General features: G+C 54.6%; 14 protein-coding genes. All 14 read left to right on the top strand.

Annotated elements, in window-relative coordinates; all coding sequences use genetic code 11:
• Nucleotides 1–101: 101 nt before the first annotated feature.
• The 14 genes from KJS42_RS05940 to KJS42_RS05875 all read left to right on the top strand — a co-directional run bounded on the left by KJS42_RS05940 (nt 102) and on the right by KJS42_RS05875 (nt 17,622).
• Complete coding sequence (locus KJS42_RS05940) at nt 102–1,931, top strand: cache domain-containing sensor histidine kinase (protein ID WP_213622286.1); 1,830 nt, start codon at nt 102–104, stop codon at nt 1,929–1,931.
• Nucleotides 1,924–3,573, top strand: coding sequence for a response regulator transcription factor (locus tag KJS42_RS05935; RefSeq protein WP_213622285.1), 1,650 nt, complete (start codon nt 1,924–1,926; stop codon nt 3,571–3,573). Before KJS42_RS05940 ends, KJS42_RS05935 begins: the two co-directional genes overlap by 8 nt.
• 127 nt (nt 3,574–3,700) lie before the next feature.
• Nucleotides 3,701–5,023, top strand: coding sequence for an ABC transporter substrate-binding protein (locus tag KJS42_RS05930; protein WP_193417023.1), 1,323 nt, complete (start codon nt 3,701–3,703; stop codon nt 5,021–5,023).
• 103 nt (nt 5,024–5,126) lie between these two features.
• Entirely contained in the window at nt 5,127–7,232 is a 2,106-nt protein-coding gene (locus KJS42_RS05925) for a glycoside hydrolase family 36 protein (RefSeq protein WP_213622284.1), read from the top strand.
• Nucleotides 7,233–7,543: 311 nt separating this feature from the next.
• Nucleotides 7,544–7,969 (top strand): SRPBCC family protein, encoded by a 426-nt coding sequence (locus KJS42_RS05920; RefSeq protein WP_155604850.1) that lies wholly within the window; start codon nt 7,544–7,546, stop codon nt 7,967–7,969.
• 3 nt (nt 7,970–7,972) lie between these two features.
• Nucleotides 7,973–8,371, top strand: coding sequence for an ArsR/SmtB family transcription factor (locus tag KJS42_RS05915; RefSeq protein ID WP_193417025.1), 399 nt, complete (start codon nt 7,973–7,975; stop codon nt 8,369–8,371).
• Between the two features lie 102 nt (nt 8,372–8,473).
• Entirely contained in the window at nt 8,474–9,454 is a 981-nt protein-coding gene (locus KJS42_RS05910; RefSeq protein WP_213622283.1) for an aldo/keto reductase, read from the top strand.
• A 22-nt stretch (nt 9,455–9,476) separates the two neighbouring features.
• The gene (locus KJS42_RS05905) at nt 9,477–10,334 is read left to right on the top strand and encodes a GNAT family N-acetyltransferase (protein ID WP_213622282.1); all 858 of its coding nucleotides are present in this window, start codon (nt 9,477–9,479) and stop codon (nt 10,332–10,334) included.
• A 102-nt stretch (nt 10,335–10,436) separates the two neighbouring features.
• Nucleotides 10,437–11,006, top strand: coding sequence for a TetR/AcrR family transcriptional regulator (locus KJS42_RS05900; protein ID WP_213622281.1), 570 nt, complete (start codon nt 10,437–10,439; stop codon nt 11,004–11,006).
• 188 nt (nt 11,007–11,194) lie between these two features.
• Entirely contained in the window at nt 11,195–12,706 is a 1,512-nt protein-coding gene (locus KJS42_RS05895) for an MDR family MFS transporter (protein ID WP_213622280.1), read from the top strand.
• A gap of 194 nt (nt 12,707–12,900) precedes the next feature.
• Nucleotides 12,901–13,938 (top strand): ferrochelatase, encoded by a 1,038-nt coding sequence (hemH, locus tag KJS42_RS05890; RefSeq protein ID WP_213622279.1) that lies wholly within the window; start codon nt 12,901–12,903, stop codon nt 13,936–13,938.
• Nucleotides 13,939–14,036: 98 nt separating this feature from the next.
• Nucleotides 14,037–15,326 carry an NCS2 family permease gene (locus KJS42_RS05885; RefSeq protein WP_213622278.1) on the top strand — a complete coding sequence of 430 codons (1,290 nt, stop codon included), beginning with the start codon at nt 14,037–14,039 and terminating at the stop codon, nt 15,324–15,326.
• Nucleotides 15,327–15,475: 149 nt separating this feature from the next.
• The gene (locus KJS42_RS05880) at nt 15,476–16,027 is read left to right on the top strand and encodes a hypothetical protein (RefSeq protein WP_213622277.1); all 552 of its coding nucleotides are present in this window, start codon (nt 15,476–15,478) and stop codon (nt 16,025–16,027) included.
• A 203-nt stretch (nt 16,028–16,230) separates the two neighbouring features.
• A complete protein-coding gene (locus KJS42_RS05875) occupies nt 16,231–17,622 on the top strand; it encodes a sensor domain-containing diguanylate cyclase (RefSeq protein WP_193417033.1) in 1,392 nt (463 codons plus the stop codon).

Below are 17,622 nucleotides of genomic sequence, written 5' to 3'. Positions count from 1 at the left end.
TTATAAAACAGCGGTATTGCCGCCAAAATGGATTTAAGAAAACAGTTAAGGGTAAAAAGGTGAACTCGCTTTTTTCCCCGACGTACTAGAAATGAGGGGCTATGTTCAACCGCATCTTAAGCATGTTAACGACGCTTACTGACCGGATTTCGCGCAGACTGGTCAATAAGCTTATTTTGTTGTTTACAACGATTATTATTCTGGTGGTTGGGCTCTTGACGGTCATCTCCTATCAGATGCTGGAGCGAGAATCGGTAAACCATAGCATGGCCAGTACGACAAACAACCTGAAGCTGATCAATCAGAAGCTGGAGGATTATCTCGCCGGCATCGAGCAGTTGTCTCTGCCGCAAATCCACTATGAAGAGATTCTGCAGGCGATTATGAACGAAGAATCGGATTATGCGTCGAAAATGTACCTGGAAGATTATTTGCGCGAGCTGTTCTATTCGCGAAATGACCTGGAGAGCATTTATCTGTACCTGATCGATCAGCAGAAATACTACGCCATCACGCGAGAAGCTTATAACATCACGGTTCGGTCGAGCTATCAAGAGGGGATCCCCGAGCAGCCTTGGTACAAGCAGGCGATGGAGAGCCGTCACAACCAGTCTTATCAGTCATTTATCGCTCCCGGGTCCAAGTCAGGGTATGTCATGAACGAGGAGCCTAGCTTTATGGGTTATCACCGTGTCTTGCGTTCCTTGGTGACCCGCGAACCGAAAGCGGTGATCTCGTTCTATTTAAAACCGACGGTCAAGGACCAGATTCTGAAGGATGTTCCATTCGAGAATGGCGAGCACTTGCTGTACCTGGATCCAAACAATGTCCCTTTTCATGTGGATGAGCCTGCTTTCCTGGATCAAGTGGGACAAGCGCCATGGCTTGCCCGGCTTGGGGAGGATGCGTTGATGAAGCCGCTGACCTGGACCGACGAGGCGGGCGATAAGTATTTAATCGTCTATAACATTGAAGCGAACGGGGGCTGGAAGCTGGTTAAACCGATCCCGTACAGCAATATCTACGCAGCCGCCAAGGCAACGCGAAATTTGGGGTATTTGATCGGTTTGATTTTTTTGCTGATTTCGCTCATTCTGGTCGCGTTATTCTCCAATAAAATTACGAGCCCGCTCAAAGATTTGTCGCTTCAGATGCGCCGCTTTAGCGAAGGGACCTTTGACGCGGAAATTCCGGTGAAGGGCCGGGATGAGATTGCCTATTTATCACGGCATTTCAACCGCATGGTACGGCGGACGAACGATTTGATCAATGAACGCTATAAGATGAAATTGGTGGAGAAGAACGCCATCCTCAAAGCGCTGGAGGCGGAGATTAACCCGCACTTTTTGTATAACGCGCTGCAGGCGATTTCAACCAAAGCGTTGAAGAGCGGGGACGAGGAGGTGGCCGAGATGGTGGATGCCTTGGCATTAACCCTAAGATATTGCATAAGTGGAAAAGACATCGTAAACGCTAGGGAGGAGCTGAAGCACATCGAACGTTACCTCGCGCTGCAGAAAGCCCGGTTTGGCAGCCGTTTGCAGGTCACGGTCGAGTGGGAAGAGGCCCTCAAGGAGCTGCAAATTCCCAAGCTATCCATTCAATCTCTGGTCGAAAACTCCATCAAGCACGGGCTGGAGAAAATGTCGAGCGGCATCTCCATACGGATCCACGCCGAGCTGGGCGACACCCATGCTGTGATTTCGGTGCGGGACAACGGTCCGGGCATTTCTCCGGATCGCATGGAGCAAATCCAAACTTCGTTCCGCCAGGAATGGGAGGAACAGGAGGGAGAGAACATCGGGCTCAAAAACCTGTATACCCGCCTGAAACTTCTCTATGGCGAAGAAGCCGAGCTGAGCATCCAAAGCGATAAGCAGGGTACGGAGATGCGGATGATGATACCGCGGGGGGGCAGCAGTCATGTATAAAGTGTTGATTATCGACGACGAGGAACCGCTTCGCGAAGCGATTCGGATTTTGGGGAATTGGCAGGACCTTGAGGTTGATGAGATTTGGGAAGCGACTGACGGTAAGGCGGGGCTTGCGATGCTGGAACAGCACAAGCCGGATATCGTCATGGTCGACATGAAGATGCCTGAGCTGAACGGGGTCGAATTTTTGCAAATCGTGGAGCAGGAGTATCCCGAACTGTTGACGATCGTCATCAGCGGGTATAACGACTTCGAATTTACCCGTCAAGCGATCCATGCCAGAGTGGTGGACTATCTGCTGAAGCCGGTCAATCGCCAGGATTTGAACCAGGCGCTTCGCAAAGCGGTTGATGTGCTTCAGGCCAAACGTCAGATCCAAAGCGAATCGATCACCCGGAATATTGCCTTTAATATGTCGCTTCCAAAATTGAAAGAGAAAATCTATCTGTCGATTATTGAGCGCAGCTTTAAGAAGCAAAGCAATCAAGCGTTTCTGCCATTGATTGGTGCCGATCATCAAGATCATCGGTTTGGCGTGCTCGTCCTGCGGATCATGAATATGGAGGCCGTAAAGGACAGCCGGTTTAATCGCGACCGAGAGCTGCTGTATTTCGCCGTGGCTAACGTCATCAACGATGTCGCCGTGGACAGCCTGCAATGCTTCAGCTTCGCCAATCCGAAGCAAGAGCGGGAAATGATTGCGGTCTATACGGCGCGAGGGGGATACCCGCAAGAGATTGCCTTCCGTGCGGGGGAGTTGATGCGGAAAGTGGCCTCCACCTTAAGCGACTTGTTTGGGGTGCTGGTTGCGGGAGGCATCGGGCGATATTGCGAGGATGTAATGGATCTAGCCGCCTCCTATGAAGAGGCGATCTCCGGCATCCAGGGCATCGATTTGTTGAAGCTCAAAGGAAATGCCGTCATCGGGGAATCGGACAAGCCGACGGTTAAGGAGACGTTCTCCTTCTCCAGCCGCACGCCGATTCTGCGCGGGGCCCTGGAGGCGGGCAATCTCAACCATGCCAAATCGGTTATGTCTGAATTCGTCAAGAGTATTCGAGTTTCCGGCTTCTTCAGCATCGGTGCCGCCGACCGGATCCTGCGGGAAATTGTCGTGCTGATGAACGATACGGCTTCGGAGCTTCGTGTTCCGGCGGACAAGCTTCCTTCCTCGGGGGGAGATCGATCGCTGCAGGCGCTGGGGTTGCGAACGGATTTTGCCACGTTTGACCAGTTCGAAGCCTTGCTGCTGGAGTTGGCCGAGTATTATCACGAGCAAGTCCGTCGGTCGATGGCCGCGGGCCGTCCGTTCAGTGTCGAAGATATCAAGGAGTATATCGACAATCACTATTTTGAGGACATCAAAATTTCGATGTTCACGGAGAAGTATTTTCTGAGCCGCGAGTATTTGATGAAGCTATTCAAGCAACAATATGGCTGCGGGATCCACGAATATGTGCAGAAGGTTCGCATGGACAAGGCCAAGGAACTGTTGGACGACTCCATGCTTAAAATCCAGGAAATCTCCGAAATGTTGGGCTATAAAGACAAGAACTATTTTAGCAAGGCGTTCCGGAATTACTATGACCTGTCGCCTTCCGAATACCGTCAGCAGCAGGAGGAAAGGGTCAAAAAGTGAACTCGCAGGAGGACTCCACTTTTTTACCCTTAAATCACCACATATCTACATTTTTTCACCCGAGCCTTTTCTTTAGAATAAGGAGCATAACCAATGATCAACAACAAGAAAGTGGGGGCGTTAGTTAATGAAGAAGAAAATCCTGGCCTTATCGTTCAGCCTGGTGCTGCTTATGGGCCTGTTATCCGCATGCGGAGGCAACAATAACGCGGCGAATAACGGAGCGAACAACGCGGGTGCCGGCAATGGCGCTGCAACGGATGATTCCAAACCGGTCACGATCAACATGTTTACGGCTTCTCCGGAATATACCGATGCGTTTAACGCCTACATTGCGGAATATAAGAAAGTGAAGCCAAACGTGACGATCAACCTGGAGATCATGCAGGCGGACTACAACACGGTATTGAAATCGAGAATCGCGGCAGGCAGTACGCCTGACGTATTCCAAACGACGGCAGGCGGCGATATCGACACCTTTGCAGAATATAGCGCGGATTTGACGGATCAACCGCTGGCTGCTGCCATGACGGACGCCGTTCGTGCGAATATGACTTCTTCCGACGGAAAGGTTCTGGGTCTGCCGGTCAAAGGCAACCTGTTCTCCGTCATCTACAACAAGAAATTGCTGGATGAAGCAGGAGTTACCACTTTCCCGAAAACGACGGCCGAGCTGGACGACGCTATCGCTAAGCTCGAAGCTAAAGGCATCACGCCTTTCGCAAATGCGTATAAGGAATGGTGGGTATGGAAGCACGTATTCCAGCATTTCGTGAACGCAGCGGCTCAAGACGCTGGGGTAACGACGCAAGACCTGGTCAATAGCTTTATTGCTGGGGATGTCAAAATCAAAGATTACCCTGTCCTGTACAACAACTTCTTTAGCTTCATCGATACGACGGTGAAACATGGTACCGACAAGCCGCTGGAACGCGACAGCAATGCGCAAGTCAGTGACTTCGCATCCGGCAAAGCAGCCATCATGATCGGTAAAGGCGCATGGGACGAAGAAGCGATCAAGAAAATTACTCCGGACATCCAAATCGGCATCGCGGGTTATCCGGTCAGCGACAAAGCAGAGCAAGCAACGATCATCACCGGTGCGGACCAAGCTTTGCGCATTAATAAAGATTCCGCAGTTGTGAACGAAACAATTGAATTCTTTAACTGGTTGTACACGTCCGAATACGGCAAGAACTGGTTCTCTACTGTAGCGAAGGTTATTCCGCCGATCAAGGATGCTCCTCTTCCTGATTTGGATATGCCGAAGCAAATGAACGAAATCTTGAAATCGGAGCCGTCGGGCGACCTGGCGATCAATTACTCGCTGGATACGTTCCATCAAAAATTCGGCGAGATCATGCAAGCCTACATCGGCGGCAGCAAATCGAAGGATCAAGCGGTAACGGAAATCGAACAAGCTTGGGTACAACTGGGTTCGGCTCAATAATATCGAAAGTCTCGGTTGTTCCTTAAACACAAATGAACCCAGCACCACCTCCGGTGCTGGGTTTTGTTTTTACTTATGACGGTTGAAGGGGAGTGCGAAGGTGATGAGCAGAATCGCGATTCGGGAAAATGGCTTACATCTGGTATTGGAGGTAACCCAGGAGCAGGATGTGCGGCTGCTTCATTTTGGGGCAAATGCGCTGGACGAGGCGCGGATCCGGGAGGAGCGCAAACCGGGCTTCCGCCTGATGGAGCTGCAGCTTACGGGAGAGGACCGGGACGAATACCATGGGCGAACCCATCGGGCATCGTACCCGGGGCTGCGGATGGTTTACGCCGGCCATACGAACGGCCGCAATGAATTCGGGCGGAAGCTGGAGGTTGCCCTGCGCGACCCGAAGACCGGGCTGGAGGCCGTGCAGCACGTGCAATTTTACGATGGGGTGCAGACGGTCCGGGCCTGGGTGGAATTGTTTAATGCCGGTTCGGCGGCGGTGGGCGTCGAATATGTCTCTTCCTTCGCATTGACCGGCCTGGATAAGGAAGGCGGACAGGATCGGGACGACAAAATGGTATTGTCCATTCCCCATACCGGATGGCAAAGCGAGCTGCAATGGCGGGCTTACCGATTACCAGAGCTGGGGTTATCCCATTTAACCGATCGCAGCTCCAAGCGGATCACCTGCAGCAATACGGGCTCCTGGTCGGCGGCCGAGCATATTCCGATGGCGGTGCTGGAGAACCGGGAAACGAACACCAGCCTGTTCTGGCAAATCGAGCACAACGGTTCTTGGCATTGGGAAATCTTCGACCAGGTTGATCAGTTGACCTTGCTCCTCAGCGGCCCAACTGAACACGATAACCACTGGTGGGTATCGCTCGCGCCGGGGGAGCGGTTCGTCAGCGTTCCGGTCGCGGTTGGAGCGACCAATGGCGGCTTCGAAGCGGCGATCGGGCAACTGACCGCTTATCGTCGCCGGATTCGCCGGCCAAACGCCGATAACCGGGAGCTGCGGATTATTTTCAACGATTACATGAACTGCCTTTGGGGCTCCCCGACGACGGAAAAGCTACTGCCGTTGATCGACGCCGCTGCCGAAGCGGGCTGCGAATATTTCTGTATCGATGCCGGCTGGTACGCTCCAGGCGAATGGTGGGACGGTGTTGGCGAATGGCTGCCGTCTTCGGAACGGTTCCCGGAAGGGATCAAGTATGTGTTGGACTATATCCGGGGCAAAGGGATGGTGCCGGGGTTGTGGCTCGAGCTGGAGGTGATGGGCATCAACAGTCCGAAGTTGGCAGACACCGATGACAGCTGGTTCTTCCTGCGCCATGGCAAGCGGGTGATGGACCGCAGCCGGTACCAACTGGATTACCGCAACCCGAAGGTAGTCGCCCATGCCGATGAGGTCATTCGTCGGTTAGTGGAGGATTACGGGGTCGGTTACATTAAGATGGATTACAATATTAACGCCGGGATCGGGACAGAAGCAGCTGCGGATAGCTTCGGCGACGGGTTGCTGCAGCATAACCGCGCGTACCTCGCTTGGCTTGACCGTATTTTCGCGCGGTATCCGGAGCTTGTGATCGAGAACTGCTCCAGTGGCGGGATGCGGATGGATTACGCAATGTTGAGCCGTCATAGCATCCAGTCGACCAGCGATCAGGAGAACTATGTGAACTATGCGGCGATCGCCGCCGCATCCCCTTCGGCACTGACGCCGGAGCAATCCGCCATCTGGTCGTACCCGCTGCGGGAAGGCGACGACGAGGAAGTCGTCTTCAACATGGTCAACGCGCTGCTGCTGCGCGTGCACCAAAGCGGCCATCTGGCCGAACTGAGCCCGCGACGCCGGGTACTTGTGAAGGAAGCGCTGGATTACTACAAGGCGATTCGCGCGGATATTCCGGAGGCGTTGCCGTTCTGGCCGCTGGGGTTGCCGAAGCAACAAGACGATTGGGTCAGCCTGGGGTTGCAACGGCCGGGAAGCGATAAGGTTTACTTGGCCGTGTGGCGAACCCGCGGGGAGACTTCGTCTCAGATCCTGTCGCTTTCAAGGCTGCAAGGGGAGACGCTGGATATTCGCTGCGCATATCCGCAAGACTTGGATTGCGCCTGGAGCTGGGATTCCGCAGCGGGTCAACTGACGGTGACCCTGCCGCCTGCCCCTTCGGCACGATTGTTTGAGATTCGTCGCCGCAAGCCGTAACGGAACTCGTATGAAAGATCCGCATCGCTGCTTATCGCAGGGGATGCGGATTTTTTATGTGGGCGGGGGAGTTGGGGGTAGTAGGTAGACCGAGGTTGGACACCGAGTGAGGTTATTCTATCGTGCGGGCATGTTTCGGAGTGGCGGGGGCGATGCTAAGGGGGCTACGGCACGATTCCGGGTTCGACTCCGAATGGGTTGTACTTCTATTGTTGACATGAAACCTAATGGTGTCATATAATCGTTTTATTAGGAAACCATTTGGTTTCATATAAATCCAATAAATATTTTGGCAAAGAGGAGAATAGATGATGGATCAAAATAACACAGGCAAGCTGCCGGACATTCGGCATACGATTCTGCTAAATGCACCCATCTCCCGGGTATGGGAGGCGGTTGCAACGTCGGAGGGGATTGCGGCCTGGTTCATGCCGAATACCTTCCAGCCGGTAGAGGGGTATGAATTTGTCCTGCATGCCGGTCCCTTCGGGGATTCCCCCTGCAAGGTGACAGTCCTGGATCCGCCGCGCCGGTTATCGTTTCATTGGGGCAAGGATTGGACGCTCACGTTTGAACTGGAAGAGAAGGACAATCAAACGGAATTCACGTTGATTCACGGCGGCTGGACCGCCGACCAAGTTACCGAGTTCGGCCAACCGCACGAAGTCGTTCGCGGCAACATGGATCAAGGCTGGGCCGGTATGGTGGGCAAGCTGGCCGAATACGTTCGGGTGTAAGCCATGGGGGAGGCGGCCTCTGCAAAACACGACGTGTTCCAGGCGATCGCGGACCCGACGCGCCGGGAGCTGCTGCAGCTTCTAGGCGGGCGGGAACTGCCGCTGAAGGATATCAGCGGCCGGTTTCCGATGAGCCGTACGGCAGTATCCAAGCATCTGCGCATCTTGGCCGAAGCCGGACTTGTGCAGGAGCGCAAGGTCGGGCGGGAGACGCGTTATCGTCTGGATGCGGATCCGCTGCTGGAACTAAAGCGTTGGTTGGAGTACTACGAGCGTTTCTGGGAGAACAAGCTGTCCTTGCTCAAGCATTATGTCGAAACCGATCCGGACGCAGAGCCGGCGGGGCTTCGCCCCGTTCCTCCGCCGTCGACAGGCAGTACAAACGAATCCCCGGGCCACTAGGCCGGGGATTTTTGGGTTGTCTGCTTCTCAATTTGGTATATAATGGGTTTGTATTCATTCAAATTGTACCTATCCTACCAAATCGTTAAGGAGGTTGTTGACATGAAGTACGCCAGTTTGGGAAGAACCGGCTTGAAGGTGAGCCGTCTGTGTCTGGGGACGATGAATTTTGGTCCGACGACGGATGAGAAGGAAGCGTTTAAGATCATGGACGCGGCGATCGATGCCGGCGTCAATTTCTTTGATACGGCCAACGTCTACGGTGGAGTTGAGCATCGCGGCTGGACCGAGGAGATCATCGGGCGCTGGTTCGCGCAAGGCGGCGGCCGGAGAGAGAAGGTAGTGCTGGCTACGAAGGTATACGGGGCCATGAGCGATCCGGCAGTAGACCCGAATGAAGGCGCTTCCGGCTTGTCGGCTTATAAAATTCGCCGCCACCTGGACGATTCGCTGCGGCGGCTCGGCACGGACCATATCGAACTGTACCAGATGCATCATGTCGACCGGAACGTGACCTGGGAGGAGTTATGGAATGCCTTTGAGGTAGCGCAAAAACAAGGCAAGATCGGTTACGTCGGCTCCAGCAATTTCGCCGGGCGTGATCTTGTAAAGGCGCAATATGAAGCCAAAACCCGTGGAGCGCTGGGGCTGGTATCCGAGCAGCATAAATACAGTCTGCTTTGCCGCTTGCCGGAATTGGAGGTTCTGCCGGCGGCCGAAGAGCTGGGAATCGGCGTTATTCCGTGGAGTCCGCTGGACGGCGGCATTCTCGGGGGCAATTTGAATCCGCAGCCTGGCTCGCGAACGGCCAGACAGGGTGAACGGGTCGAAATGCTGCGTCCCCAACTGGAGCGGTTCAGCAAACTATGCAACGAACTAGGCGAATCGGAGGCTACGGTGGCTTTGGCCTGGACGCTAGCCCATCCTGCGGTCACGGCGCCGATTATCGGGCCGCGGACCTTGCAGCAATTCGAGGAGTCGCTGCGGGTTGTTGACGTTGAGCTGAACGAGGAGACGCTGAAGGCGATTGACGAGATCTTCCCGGGTCCGGGCGGAGAAGCGCCCAAAGCCTATGCATGGTAATACGACGAAGGAGAATTTGGTGATGATTCGATACGAACGAGGCACGGAGCTGGAAATGGGGACGATCTATCAGGCGTTTCTGCGTGGATTCGCCGATTACATCATCCAATTTAACCTGACCGAAGCGGAGTTTGCGGAGCGGTTTTTCGGTCCGGAAGGCAACGCGCTGGAGCATTCCTTCGTGGCTCTTGACGGAGAAGAACCTGTAGGTGTTGTCCTAGGCGGCAACAAGGTTTATGAATCCGTCCAGACCCTGCGCTGCGGTGCGCTGGCCGTAAGCCCGGAATACCGGGGCAAGGGCGTAAGCGCGGGGCTGATGGATCTACACCAAGAAGAAGCGCAGCGGGCCGGATGCAAACAGTTGTTTCTGGAAGTCATCGCCGGAAACGATCGGGCGATCGCCTTTTATCTGAAGCGAGGATACCGCCGCGTTTACGACGTCTCGTTCTACACGCTTCCCGATGCATCCCGATTGGAGGCCCCGCTTGGGGCTTCCGCGGGAGGATCGGTAGAGCGGATCGAGTTTGAGGCGTTTGCCGACATGGTGGATGCTTGGAAGTATTTTCACATTAACTGGCAGAACGACTTGGAATACCAGCAACTGAGTTCTTCCAACGCATATTATGGTTTCCGGGTGAACGGCGAATGGGTAGGGGGGCTCTCCATCAGTTCGAGCGGCAAGATCAACCTGCTGATCGTTAGCCACCGGTATCGAGGGAAGGGCATTGCCACCCGGCTGCTAAACGCCGCCCGCGAGGAGCTGGGTTTTGTGAAATTCACCGCCTCCACTCCCGACAATGCGTTGCTAGAAGGATTCCTGGATCGGCATGGATTCGTGCGCGATAAGATTCGCCTGCATGAGATGTACCTTCGGTTATAAAAAATGGGCGTACCGGACCTGAAGTGTTGACACCAGACTTGGATATCGTTTATCATCATGTAGACCGATCGGTCTAATCTATGCGGAAAGGTACCGGTGCGCATGTCCAATCAGAACCCAACCCGGCAGCTGCTGATCGAAACGACGGCAAAGCTGTTGCAGAACCAAGGCTATAACGCAACGGGCCTGAATCAAATCACCCAAATGAGCGGTGCGCCTAAAGGGTCATTGTATTACCATTTCCCTGAAGGCAAAGAACAGCTTGCATGTGAAGCCGTAAGTTATACGAAGAACGTAACGTTAGCGAGTCTTCGCGCGGTACTGGATGCGACATCGGATGCAGTCGGGGCCGTACAAGCCTTGCTGACCCTCATTGCGGATAACTACGACCGCGAGGATGCGGAGCTGGGGGTGCCGATTGGCATTGTCGCTCATGAGACCGCCCGCAGTAACGAGAATATACGTCAAGCCTGCTGCGGAGTATATAACGCCTGGATTGCCGAATTCGAGAAGAAGTTTACCGCCTCCGGCTATAGCGAGGAAGAATCGGCCGACCTTGCGCTCCTCATCAACGGGATCGTGGAAGGCTCGATCATCATGTGTCTGACGCAGAAGAGCAGCCAGCCCCTGCGTACGGCAGCCCGACTGATTCCGCGACTCTTTCCATCCTGAACCTTTCGTTTCTAGGACCTTCGGGTGGAGGAGGAAGGAGTTTCGCGGTGTTATATTTTAAATTTTATATATAGAATGGTCTAATAGGAAAGCGAGTCAAACTCCAAGGCAAGCCTTGCCTTGTTCATATATAAACCTTACTAGAGACAAAAAGTCCAAAATAGGAAGATGTGGAGGTAACCCTACAAATGAATACGTCAACGCTGACATCGGGTCAAGGATCCGGTGTAGAAGGGATCAGGCGTCTGCCGATTACGATTGCCCTGGTCATTGGGGCCTTTGTGTCCATTTTGAACGAAACTTTGCTGAACGTAGCCTACACCGACCTCATGCAGGAGCTGAAGGTGGGGGCTTCAACCATACAATGGCTTTCTACTTCTTATATGTTAGTGATCGGGATTCTGGTGCCCATTACGGCGCTGTTGATCCAATGGTTTACGACTAGGCAGATGTTCCTGTCGGCGATGATCCTGTTCCTGATCGGAACCGTCGTCTGCGGGATCGCGCCTTCGTTTGCTGTGCTGCTGTTAGGGCGGATCATTCAGGCGATCGGGACGGGGCTGCTGCTCCCGGTGATGATGAACACCATTCTGACGATCTATCCTCCTGAAAAAAGAGGCGCGGCCATGGGCACCATCGGCCTGGTCATCATGTTTGGTCCAGCGATCGGCCCTACCTTGTCCGGTCTCATCTTGGACGCATTGGATTGGCGCTGGCTGTTTTATCTGGTCATCCCTTTAGCGGTGCTATCCATCGTCTACGGCGCGCTTTATTTGCGGAACGTCTCGGAACTGACGAAGCCGCGGGTGGATCTGCTGTCTATTCTGCTGTCGACGGTCGGCTTCGGCGGTATCGTGTATGGCTTCAGCCATGCAGGGGAAGGGGAAGGCTGGTCAAGTCCGGTCGTTTATGCCTGCTTGATTGTTGGATTTATCGCTTTGGTTTTATTCGTCTGGCGGCAATTGAAAGTCTCCGAGCCAACTCTGGACGTTCGCGTCTTTAAATACCCGATGTTCGCTTTATCGGCGGTGCTGCTGATGGTCATGATGATGACATTGTTCTCAACGCTGATCATCCTGCCGATGTACCTCCAAGGAGCACTGCTGTTGGCACCGTTCGCAGCCGGGCTCGTGCTGCTTCCCGGCGGGGTTATCAACGGCCTGATGTCGCCGGTAGCGGGCAGACTGTTTGATAAATTCGGCCCACGCGCGCTGATCGCACCGGGACTCATCATCGTCATCGCCACCTTGTGGTTTATGCGTGGATTGACGACGGCCAGCTCGACAGGTGAGGTTATTACTCTGCATATCACGCTGCTGATCGGTATTTCGCTGGTCATGATGCCCGGGCAAACCACAGGGCTGAATCAGCTGCCGCGCAGCTTGTATCCGCATGGCACCGCGATCATGAACACGCTGCAGCAGGTGTCCGGCGCGATCGGCACCGCGCTGTTCATCAGCATTTTCTCGCACGGCCAGGAGCGTTACCTGAAAGCAGCGGCCAATCCGCAGGATCCGGCGGAGCTTGGAAACGCGCTGGTGTCCGGGATGCAAAATGCCTTTACGATTTCCATGTACGTCGGCGTGGTGGCGCTGTTGATCGGCTTGTTCCTGCGGCGTACCTACGCGCCGGATGAAGCGCAAGAAGCGGCGGCCGGCCATCCGGAATTCAAGCCGGAGGTTCAACCGGAAGTGCGTTAACATCTAGGGAATAACAGTCTGGGTTGCTTCAGGCTGGCAGAAACCGGATCGGTGGAGAGATTTCCGCCGAGCCGGTTTTTTTGCCCCTCCTAAATGTGAACATTCTGGAAAACTTGCGGATTTCGATTGAACATCGGGCGGTGAACAGGGATGATGGCATAGGAACAAGATCCATTCTGAACGGGAGTGAGTCGATGATATCCACATCTTCCCGCATGATCGGCGTGTTGCTGGCGCAAGTCGGCACGCCGTCTGAGCCGACCGCCAAGGCGGTACGACCCTTTTTGCGCCGTTTTCTATCCGATCGGCGCGTCATCGATTACCCGCCGTTGCTGTGGCAGCCGCTGCTGCGCGGCGTGATCCTAGCCGTCCGCCCGAAGCGCTCGGCCAGATTGTACGCTAGCATTTGGGGGGACGAAGGGTCGCCCTTGCTTTCGATCTCGCGCCTCCAGCAAGCCGGCCTGCAGCAGCGGCTCGGCGACCGTTATAAGGTCGAGCTGGGCTTCGCCTACAGCGAACCGGACATCGCCCAGGCGATGAGCCGCCTGGAAGCGGCGGGGGCGGACCGCATCCTCGTCCTGCCGCTGTACCCGCAGTACTCGTCAACGACCACCGCCGCTATCTATGATGCGGCTTGCTTCGCTGCCCTCGGCAAGGATCGGCGCACGGGGCCCTCCGCGAAGCGGTTCGTACCGGAGCTGCGCCTGGCGGGTGCGTTCTTCGACCATCCCGGCTACATTCGCGCAATGCAAATGCATCTATCGTCGCTGCTGCAGCGCCTTCCCCAACCACCGGACCGGTTCCTGCTCAGCTTTCACGGCATTCCGCAGCGTTATGCAAATGGCGGCGACCCGTACCCGGAGCAGTGCCGGGAAACCGCGCGCCTTTTGGCGGAGGCCATGGGCTGGACGTCGGAGCAATGGGACCTTGCGTACCAATCGCGGTTTGGTCCGGAAACCTGGCTGGGCCCCTCCACGGGAGAACAACTGCAGCGTTTGGCCGACAGCGGGGCGAAACGCCCGCTGGTCTACGCGCCCGGGTTTGTGACCGACTGCCTGGAGACGCTGCATGAACTGGGGGTCGAAGCGAGGGAGGACTTCGCTGCCCGAACCGAAGGCGCTACGGGTGGCGACGGTTTAACGGTCGCCCCTTGCCTGAACGATCAGCAGGAATGGCTGGATCTCCTAGCGGAGGTTGTGCGCAATAACGCGAAGGGTTGGACGGACACCTGAGCAAGTCGGAAACAGTAGGCATTTAAAGGGAAGACATGCGAACGGAATGGCTATACTGTCAACAAGAGAGTACATAAGGAAAAGGGGTATCTGTTTTTATGGAACGTTTTTTTAAACTAAAAGAACACGGAACAACCATCAGAACCGAGCTGCTCGCCGGGTTAACCACCTTTTTGGCGATGGCTTACATCCTGGTGGTCAACCCCGCGGTGCTTAGCGCCGCGGGTGTTCCGTTTGATCAAGTTTTCATGGCGACGGTCATTGCTGCCGTAACAGGCACGCTGTTTATGGCGATGTTCGCCGGTCATCCGATCGCCATTGCGCCCGGCATGGGGTTAAACGCCTATTTTACCAGCGTAGTGGCCAGCACTGGTTTGTCTTATCAGACCGTGCTCGGCACGGTGTTTTTTGCCGGCGTGCTGTTTCTGCTGTTGAGCTTGACCCAGCTGCGGGAAGCGCTAATTCGCGCGATTCCCGATTCGTTAAAGTTCGGGATTACCGCGGGAATCGGGTTATTCATAGCTTTTCTAGGCCTAAAAATGTCCGGTATCGTTGTGGCCAATCCAGACAATCTGGTCACTTTCGGCGATTTGCACCGTTCGGTGACTTTACTGACCTTGTTTGGTGTATTTGTCACGCTTGTCCTAATGGCCCGCCGCATTCCCGGCGCGTTGTTCATCGGCATGGCGCTGACCGCGGTGCTCGGCTATTTCACCGGCCAGCTGAAATTGGACGGCTTTGTCTCTGTACCTCCGGCCCCAGTGTTCTTCGACCTGGATTTGTCCGGCGTCTTTAGCCAAGGGTTGTATACGACCGTATTCGCGTTTTTGCTCGTGACGTTGTTCGATACGACCGGCACGCTGATCGGCGTCACCGAGCAAACCGGCGCAATGAAGAACGGAGAGCTTCCGCGGGCCAAGGCCGCGCTGCTTGCGGATGCGACGGCAACCACCGTCGGCTCGATGTTCGGCACAAGCCCGACGACCGCCTTCATTGAATCGACGACCGGCGTGGCTGCAGGCGGCCGCACAGGGCTGACGTCGCTCGTCGTAGCGGTTCTGTTTCTGTTGTCGATGTTCATCTCGCCGCTGGTCGGAGCGATCTCGGGTTTGCCGGCCATCACCGCCCCCGCGCTGATCATCGTCGGATGTTTCATGATGGAAGGGCTGGCCCGGATTCAATGGAAATCGTTCGACGAGGCGTTTCCGGCCTTTGCCATTCTCTTGATGATGCCGCTCACCGCGAGCATCGCCACCGGCATCGCCGTCGGGTTCATTACGTATCCCGTGATGAAGCTGGTCAGCGGCAAAGGGCGGGAGGTTCATCCGCTGCTTTACGTATTTGGCGTGATCTTCGTGATCCAACTGGCCTTTTTCCCGGCGCACTAAGGAAATGAAGAAGATTTTGTTACCCGTTTTAACCTGGGTGAGACCCTTTTTTCGGCGGGCCGTCATATAATGAACGTGTAAGCCATACAATGGATATCCTGAGGCGATTCGATCGCCTGATGTGCTGAACATGGAAAGGCGGACCTGAGATGAAAAACTGGTTTGCAGCGCTGCTTCCATTAGCGCTGGTTGTGATGTTGCCTGCGTTCGACGCCAAGGCACCGGCATCGGCAGGATTCCTTGCTGGAGCGGGGAACCAAACAACAGCTGTCGGGACGGCGGAGATCCGGGTCCCGGAGACGATCACGGTCTATTTGAGCGCAGTCGATCTTGGAACCGGCGGTGGAACGCTGACCGGAGATCCGATCTTGTGGTATCAGGGGGGAGAAGCATCGGCCATCTTCGCTGAACGCGAACCGGATGCCGGGATCGATGGACCGCCGGACGGCTATTATATCGTGAATGACACCGAGGAAGCGATCGCGTACCCCGTTTCTCCGAATGCCGAGGTTCGGCTGCAGATTTATGACCGCACCGGTCAGCCGGAGGATATCGAGATCGTGGGGGATGAAGCGGTATCCTTGCAGAAATTCAGCGAGTTGTTCCGGAATACGGATCTGCTCGACCTTAGCCAATTTCCTTATCATCTGACTCTTAAGGACGGCCAAGTCGTGCGGATCGTGCAGCAATACGTTCCTTAACGCGAAACTTCCCTCGCCAAAATTAAGAAGCCCAAAGCCGGAGATCGATTCCGGCTTTTTTTATGTCAATGTTTGTCAACAAAAACGTGTAGCACTATTTTGTGATTGTAGTATAATATTTCCTTAGACGTAGTGCTTTGTACCTAAAGTTTTCCAGCCATTAGGGTTGTGGTATAGCCTCACATCAAGGGGGTAAAGTATGGATGGATACCCATCAAATTCATAACAAGAACGTCTGGATGCTGAGGCTGCTCGCTGGCTTTTTTGCCATTTCCAGTTTGCTCCTCATGATCGTCAACCGGAACCTCGATGCGGAAATCCCGCTTCTGGGCGGTTCGATGCTCTTGGTGCTGGGCGGAATGGTCGGCAGCCGCAAATGGCCGCGTTTTACGATGGTACTGACCATCGTCATGCTGTCCGTTTATCTCAACGTGATGGTCATGAAGGACATGACCGTGACGAGTTATATATTTTTGGGATTGCTGCCGCTCCTCAGCTTGATTTATCTCAATTATGCGGCGGTTGTCTTGGCAGGCACGCTTCACTTGGGATCGGGGCTATATTATGTTTTTGCCCACAGGGAGCTGTTATTCAGCGGACAATTGAATCTGAACGACGCTATGTATTTCTTGGTTTACGGATTGTTTATCCTTTTGTTCACGGCCATCTATATCCTGGTAACCAAGAAATTGTCCCAACGCGCCGAAGACAGCGAGCGGCGTTTGCGCGATATCCTTGAAAGCGTATCCGTTGGAATCTGGACCTATGATTTCAGTACAATGGAACTTGAGGTCTCCGACGGTTTTGAGCAAATTACCGGGTATTCGAACCAAAGCTTGAAGGGTCAGGTCACCCGTTTGCAGGCGATGATCCACCCCGAGGATCTAGGCTTGTTCTACGAGGTCCAGCAGGAATTGATTATCCAAAGGTCCAGCTCGGTGATCGAGTGCCGGATCGTTCGGCCGGACGGGGAGATTAAATGGATTCAGGGCCGAGGGCGGCCCCATTTCAACTCGCTTGGGAACCTCGTGCGCCTGGAAGGAGTCGTCATCGAAATTACCGAGCGGAAGCATCTGGAGGAAACGATTCATTTCTTGGCGTTTCACGATGAGCTGACCGGACTAGCGAACCGGACGAAGTTTGCCTCAAGATTTGCAGAAGTGAAGGGGCAGGGCGAGCCGGTGGCGTTGATGTTTCTGGACCTGGACAATTTTAAGGAAGTGAACGACACATTTGGGCATGAAGCCGGGGATGAATTGTTAAAGCATATCGCTGGCCGGCTTGTTTCTTTGGTGCGGTCCGAGGATATGGTGTGCCGCTTGGGCGGGGATGAATTCGTCATTTTATTAGTGGACTTGAGTGAGGACGGAGTCTTAAAAGTCATGGAACGCATTCGGACAAGCCTGGCTGAAGGTTATATGTACCGCGGAATTCAAGTTGGCGTTTCGGCAAGTATAGGCATTAGTATGTCGCCGGACGGGGATGCCAGCTTGGAGGACATGCTCCGACTTGCCGATGCCACGATGTATGACGTTAAACGGGGCGGCGACTCCATCCGGCTTACCGCCGAACGGAACATGCCGCTGCCCAGCTGA

This window comes from Paenibacillus sp. J53TS2, from assembly GCF_018403305.1.
Taxonomy (GTDB): domain Bacteria; phylum Bacillota; class Bacilli; order Paenibacillales; family Paenibacillaceae; genus Fontibacillus; species Fontibacillus rhizolycopersici.
This window is presented reverse-complemented; position numbering and strand designations above follow the sequence as displayed.

What these genes read in the sequence shown, in the direction of transcription:
- KJS42_RS05935 (WP_213622285.1), top strand. Translation starts at nt 1,924, where the DNA reads ATGTATAAAGTGTTGATTATCGACGACGAGGAACCGCTTCGCGAAGCG.
- KJS42_RS05915 (WP_193417025.1), top strand. Translation starts at nt 7,973, where the DNA reads ATGGGGGAGGCGGCCTCTGCAAAACACGACGTGTTCCAGGCGATCGCG.
- KJS42_RS05940 (WP_213622286.1), top strand. Translation starts at nt 102, where the DNA reads ATGTTCAACCGCATCTTAAGCATGTTAACGACGCTTACTGACCGGATT.
- KJS42_RS05875 (WP_193417033.1), top strand. Translation starts at nt 16,231, where the DNA reads ATGGATACCCATCAAATTCATAACAAGAACGTCTGGATGCTGAGGCTG.
- KJS42_RS05925 (WP_213622284.1), top strand. Translation starts at nt 5,127, where the DNA reads ATGAGCAGAATCGCGATTCGGGAAAATGGCTTACATCTGGTATTGGAG.
- KJS42_RS05930 (WP_193417023.1), top strand. Translation starts at nt 3,701, where the DNA reads ATGAAGAAGAAAATCCTGGCCTTATCGTTCAGCCTGGTGCTGCTTATG.
- KJS42_RS05910 (WP_213622283.1), top strand. Translation starts at nt 8,474, where the DNA reads ATGAAGTACGCCAGTTTGGGAAGAACCGGCTTGAAGGTGAGCCGTCTG.
- KJS42_RS05880 (WP_213622277.1), top strand. Translation starts at nt 15,476, where the DNA reads ATGAAAAACTGGTTTGCAGCGCTGCTTCCATTAGCGCTGGTTGTGATG.
- KJS42_RS05905 (WP_213622282.1), top strand. Translation starts at nt 9,477, where the DNA reads ATGATTCGATACGAACGAGGCACGGAGCTGGAAATGGGGACGATCTAT.
- KJS42_RS05895 (WP_213622280.1), top strand. Translation starts at nt 11,195, where the DNA reads ATGAATACGTCAACGCTGACATCGGGTCAAGGATCCGGTGTAGAAGGG.
- KJS42_RS05900 (WP_213622281.1), top strand. Translation starts at nt 10,437, where the DNA reads ATGTCCAATCAGAACCCAACCCGGCAGCTGCTGATCGAAACGACGGCA.
- KJS42_RS05920 (WP_155604850.1), top strand. Translation starts at nt 7,544, where the DNA reads ATGGATCAAAATAACACAGGCAAGCTGCCGGACATTCGGCATACGATT.
- KJS42_RS05885 (WP_213622278.1), top strand. Translation starts at nt 14,037, where the DNA reads ATGGAACGTTTTTTTAAACTAAAAGAACACGGAACAACCATCAGAACC.
- hemH (WP_213622279.1), top strand. Translation starts at nt 12,901, where the DNA reads ATGATATCCACATCTTCCCGCATGATCGGCGTGTTGCTGGCGCAAGTC.